Consider the following 6,397-nt stretch of genomic DNA (forward strand, 5'->3'; position numbering starts at 1 on the left):
CGTTGAACGAAAAAATAGCTTAAAAAGAGTGCGAAACCATATCGCACTCTTCACAATCGAATTATTTTTTTACAATATAATCGCCATGCACCCAGCCTGTTTTTCCGTTGTAGATCACCTGATACCAGGCATCCTTTTTAATGAATTCACCCTTATCATCGACAGCACCGATAATAAAGCCATTCGGTTTAACTGTCCCTAAAATTGTACTTGTAGTAGATGGCTCACTTCTAACATTGAGGGTAATAGTCATGTTGACAATTTGTAGACCATTTTCAAGACTTACATAATCATCAAAGACCCAGCCCTCTTGGCCGTTAACATTTACTTTCAACCAACCACCATTTTCGCCAAGTACCTTGAAGGAAGTATCCTTTGGCAAATTCGTAATAATTGAAGCATTGTCCGTTGTAGTCGGGTACGTTCTCATATTAAGATTGATCGTTGCCTTTCCAGTAGCTCCAGCTAAGCCTGGATCTAGCGCATATTGCTTCGATGGACTCGGTAAGGATGGAGCAGAAGACTGACTTTGATAAGCTGGCACATCAAACACTAAATTGGTAGTCGTATGAGCTCCAATTAATTCGTAGATATCGTATATTTTCTTCGCCTGAATCACTGCCCACATTACATGTGTTGCATACTGATGGACTGTTGGATTATCTGGATTCCAGCGCATTTTATAGAGCGTATCCTGACCCTTACTAATATACTGATCCTTTACAAATTGTGCACCACCAATAATGGCATCTTCAACAGTAAACCAGCCATTTGTATAGGCATTCTCAGCACCATATTTATTCGCATCAGCATCAATAGCGCCAATACCGTAAGCATTATACGTTTTCTTGATTTCCGTTAATTTATCACGGTTTTCAGCTGTCACCATCATCGGTTTACCATTTGTATCTAAACCAACCTCAACGCCTTTGATTAGAGTAGAGCCACCATTAGCTGTTTCATGAAGGGCATGGGATACCAAATAAATGGCATTGATGTTGTTATCAACACCCGCCTGAATAAAGGCTTCAGCTGTCCCCGCTAAGCTTCCTTTATTCGCAAGTACTTTATCATTCAGTTCCTTTGCATTCAGGTTGTTCACCACAGTAGATAATTTTAAAAATTGATAATATGATGGGCTATCCTGCATAAAACTTTTTGGGTGTACATAGTATGACACTAGTGCCTCGCTAGCCGTGAAAATGCCAGCACCATCGACCTTTGGATTATTCTTTGCCTGCTTACTGACAACTGTTGAATAATCGTGTGAGTAGTTCGTCGTAGTGTACTGCTTACCACCCGTTTCAGGTGCTTCTAGATGGATTAAACGATAGAGCACGGTAGCTGCCTCTGCACGAGTTGTTTGGGCAAGAGGTGCGAATTGATTATTAGGCTTCCCGACAAGTAGTCCTGTTGTTACGACGGCTTGTACATCTGCATAGGCCCATTTGGCAATACGAGCATTATCACTAAACGTAATAGGGGAGGAAGATGTGGTGATGTTTTGATAAGTGAGAGCTCTTTTTAACATAGCCGCCATTTCCTGACGATTAATATGAGCGTTCGGGTTAAATTTGCCCTGCTCATCACCTTTAATCAGACCGTGATAGCTTGCTTGCTCGATGACCCCGTAATACCAGTCACCTTTCTTCACATCTGAGAAGGTTCCTTGACTAGAAGCCGCTGGTAAGTTGAGTGTTCGAACTAGAAAAGCGGCAAATTCAGCTCGAGTCACAGCATCATTCGGACGATAATTGCCGAATTCATCGCCCTTCATTAAATCGTTGGTAATTAGGTAGTTCATTTCATTGTAGGCCCAGTGCTTAGAAATATCTTCTGCTGAAGCGGAAGTAGGTGCAAGATATAACATACCTGCAAGCACTGCCCCGTATAGAGGAAATTTACGTTTCATTTTTTAAGCTCCCTTCAATAGCTGATGATGTTCTATCAAACTATTAAAAGTGTAGCATAAAAAAAGGAAATCTATCATTACAACATAAGGACAGATAGCTTGAGTGCATAAATAATAGAAGAAACTCATGAAGGAGAAGAAGGGAAGACACAATTCGCTAAAAAACGTCTTTTATATTTCTGTTTCTTTACAATTATAACTAAATTATTACGGGAGTCTTTAATTTTTGACAATTTAGTAACCATTCCAGAAAATGCTTGGTTATTATTGAGAGTAAGGTATAATAGGTAACGGAACTATATGTTACCAATACAATTGAGGGGATAATTAGTTGGAATGATATTGGTATCTATTAAATACCATAATAGGTATGGTAAAAAAATCTTCTATAACTAAATTTATGTCCCAATGCTTGAATTTCGGAAAAGATAGTGTTATATTATTGTAGAAAGTGAATAAACTTACTAGAATGGTATTCTACTACGCTTTTTCTAGTAAATTTACTAACCAATTTGCTTTAGTTTTGTATTATTCAAGAAAGCTATAATACATACATTTAGGTAACTAGGCGGTACTATAGTTTTCGTTGGATTAATATCAATTTAAGGAATTTTAGGGAGGAATACATTAATGGCAAAGCAAAACAAAGGCCGTAAGTTCTTCGCGGCATCAGCAACAGCTGCATTAGTTGCATCAGCAATCGTACCTGTAGCATCAGCTGCGCAAGTAAACGACTATAACAAAATCTCTGGATACGCTAAAGAAGCAGTTCAATCTTTAGTTGACAAAGGCGTAATCCAAGGTGATACTAACGGGAACTTCAACCCACTTAACACTGTAACTCGTGCACAAGCTGCAGAAATCTTCACGAAAGCTCTAGAATTAGAAGCTGACGGCGAAGTAAACTTCAAAGACGTTAAAGCTGGCGCTTGGTACTACAACTCAATCGCTGCTGTTGTAGCTAACGGTATCTTTGAAGGTGTAAGTGCAACTGAATTCGCACCAAACAAATCTTTAACTCGTTCTGAAGCTGCTAAAGTTCTTGTAGATGCTTTCGGTTTAGAAGGTAGCGAAAGCCTAGGCCAATTCGCTGACGCTTCTCAAGTTAAACCTTGGGCTAAATCTGCTCTAGAAACAGCTGTAGCTAACGGAATCTTCACTGGTTCTGAAGAAAACGGTAAATTAAACTTAAAACCAAACGCAGCAATCACTCGTCAAGACTTCGCAGTAGTATTCGCTCGTACTCTTGATCTAGTTGACGCTGAAACTCCAGTTGACGCTTCAATCAAAGCTATCAACAACACAACTGTTGAAGTAACATTCGACGAAGAAGTTGATACTGATAACGTAACTGCTGGTAACTTCAAAATCGATGGTTTAGAAGTTAAAAATGCAGCTATTAAACAAACAAACAAAAAAGTTGTTGTTTTAACAACAGCTGCTCAAACTGCTGATAAAGAATACGTTCTTTCTTATAAAGACGAAGAAATCGGCAAATTCAAAGGTATTGCTTCTGTAATCCCAACAGCAATCAAAATGGTTACTCCATCTGTACAAGGTACAATTGGTAAAGAAGCAACTGTATCTGCACAAGTTACAGTTCCAGAAGGTCAATCTAAAGCTGGTATCCCTGTAACATTCAACATTGCAGCTGATACAAACAACCAATTAAACCAAAAAATCGAAGTTGTAGCTTACACTAACGAAGAAGGTATTGCATCTTACTCTTACACTCGTTACTACAAATACAACGACCAAGTAACTGCTTATGCTTCTGAAAAATCTTCAGTATATGCATCTGCTAAAGTATACTGGGCTGAAGGCTTAACTATTACTGAAGCAACAACTGGAAACGATTTAGCAAACGGTGCTAAAAAAGTTTACAAAATTAAAACTGATAAATACAACACTCAATATGTTGGTACATCAAACACAGTTGATTACAACTATGTAAACGTTGCTTTCAAAGAAAACGTTGATGTAGCTCCAGACAAATTAGTTCGTGATGTAGAAGTTATCGATACTGGCTTATCAACTAATGCTAAGTACCCATCACAAGTTACAACTGGTGGTGTAAATGTTGTTCGTGTTAAAGTGAACAGCAATGGTGAAGCTACATTCACTCTAACTGGTTCTAATGCTTCAGTTACTCCAATCGTATTCGTTGACGAGTCTAAAAACCTAGTTGGTAAATATACAGATACAGCACTACAAGCTGCTGCTCCAACTGTTAAATTTGCTCTTAACCATACTCTAGGTTTAACTGTTAAAGCTGAAGGCGTTCAAAATGCTGCTGCTATCAACTTAAATAACGATAAAAACAAAGGTACAGGTCAAGGTGGACGTACGTACACTGTTACTGTAACTGATAAAGATGGTAAAGTTGCACCAGCTGGTACAAAAGCATATGTAACATTTGCTGATGGAAGCTACAGCACTGATAAAGAAGTGAAAATTGTAAGTGCAGATGGTAAAACAACTGCTGTTGCAAACAAAAACACTCGTTTCGAGATCGTTGTTACAGGAACTAAAGGTGAAGCAACATTCGACTTAATCGGTCAACGTGATGCATTTGCTGCTCCAACAGTTTACCTAGAAAACGGTAAGGAAGTAGGCTTAGATAAAGCAGACTTACAAACTGTAGGCGAAACTACTTACTTCGTAGATGCTGTAATTGCAAACGCAACATTAAAAGTTAAAAATGCTGATGGCAAGGAAGTAAAAACTTTACCAACTTCACAAACTGCTTACTTCGAGTATCAATCAGTTGATCAAAACGGATTTGACTACTATGCAGGTACTGGAGTATACGAAGTATCTTACCAAGTAACTGCACAATTTGCAGATGTTACTGTTACTGGTAATGGCGCTACAAAAACAGTTAAAGCTGGCACAACTGAAACTGTAAAAATTAATGCAGTAAATGGTAAAGCGACACTTAACGTTAACTCAACAAACGTTGCTTCTAACGTTTCTGTTCAAGCTTCTGCTTCTCAAGTAAGCTTACCAAACCAAACAGCTACATTAGCATTCACAAAAGGTACTCAAGTACCAGATTTATACACTGGTATTGTTGAAAAAATCGATACAGTTAATAATAAATTAAAATTTGTTAACTTTGACGAAATCAAATATTCAACAACTTCATTCAAGAACCAAGCTGGTGTTGTAATCAGTGAAACAGAATTTGAAAAACAAATTTCTGATGCTTTAGCTGCTAAATCAGTAGTGAAAGTTACTTCTGTTTTAAATACAGACGGTACTTACAATTTAGAAATCGCGTCTATTACAGCTTCTGCTAATGTTCCTGTAGATGCATTATCTGCGGTTGCAGTTGATAGTGACCGTGATGGAAATGCTGATCAAGTAGTTGTAACATTCAGTAAGGCTGTAGATGAGACTAAATTAGCGACTGCTGACTTCACAATTGCTGGTGCTACTGTTGCATCAATTGGAACAGACGCTAATACAAAAGATAATAAAGTTACACTTAACATTACTGGTGTAACAGGATTGTCAGTGAATGACTTGGTAGTTAGTGCTAAACCTACAGTTGGTGTTGATCTTTCAAACCTTTCAGCTTCAACAATTAAAGTTGCTCCTGCAACTGCACTTCCAGGTTTTGTGAAGGGTATTACAGTAACTCCAGCAACAGTAGCTGATGGAGCAGCTGGTACTAAACAAGTACTAACTCTAGTTGCAGCTCCAGCAACAGGAACAGGTGATGCTATTGCTACTGTTGTAGGAAACGGTATTTCTAAAAATATCCCTGTCGCTGTTGTAGCAGGAGATACTAAGGAAGCGGTAGCAGCTAAAGTGTTTGATGCAGTGAAAGCTGATGCTACTGTTAATTCATACTATGAGGTAACTTATACAGCAGGTTCTGATACAGTTACTTTCACAAATAAAAATGCAGGTGTTGGTAATGCAACAGATAAAGTTACAGTTGCAAACCAATTTACGGCACCATTAACTTCAACTACAGTTGCTGGTACTGATGCTACTGGTGAAGTTACAACTATTACTGGGTTCACTGGTACTGCAACTGCTGCTGGTAAATTAGAAGCAACTATTACTAAAGGTGGAACAGTTCTAAAAACTGTATCTATTGATGTAGTATCAGGTGCAACAGGTGCTGAGGCAACAGCTCAGTTATATGCTGCATTATATGCAGATGAAACTGTAAAAGCTAATTATATTGTTTCATATACTGGTTCAAATATTACACTTACTAATAAAGTACCTGGTGTAGTAGCTGGTACTGCAAATGCAACTTCTGTAACTATCCAACCTTAATAGATAGTTTTAATAGAATTAAAAGGCTCTGTGATAATTTCACAGAGCCTTTTTCATGATGCCACCAGTAATGGTATTTAATCTATATGGCATAAGTCCAGATCTGCGAAAAAAAGTAATGACTAGATAAGTGCAAGTGTGTCTATGGTGACGTGGAATCCCATAATGATGATATTCACACAATATAGG

At 38.0% G+C, this 6,397-nt stretch carries 2 protein-coding genes; one reads left to right on the plus strand and one right to left on the minus strand.

The genetic code is table 11. The features are described 5' to 3' along the window. Positions 1-61: 61 nt before the first annotated feature. Positions 62-1,912 carry an S-layer homology domain-containing protein gene (locus RT445_RS09640; RefSeq protein ID WP_313470472.1) on the minus strand — a complete coding sequence of 617 codons (1,851 nt, stop codon included), beginning with the start codon at positions 1,910-1,912 and terminating at the stop codon, positions 62-64. Between the two features lie 630 nt (positions 1,913-2,542). Here RT445_RS09640 and RT445_RS09645 point away from each other — a divergent pair. Then, entirely contained in the window at positions 2,543-6,208 is a 3,666-nt protein-coding gene (locus RT445_RS09645) for an S-layer homology domain-containing protein (RefSeq protein ID WP_313470473.1), read from the plus strand. Positions 6,209-6,397: the final 189 nt, after the last annotated feature.

The sequence above is a fragment of the Lysinibacillus sp. genome, from assembly GCF_032093475.1.
Classification (GTDB): domain Bacteria; phylum Bacillota; class Bacilli; order Bacillales_A; family Planococcaceae; genus Lysinibacillus; species Lysinibacillus irui.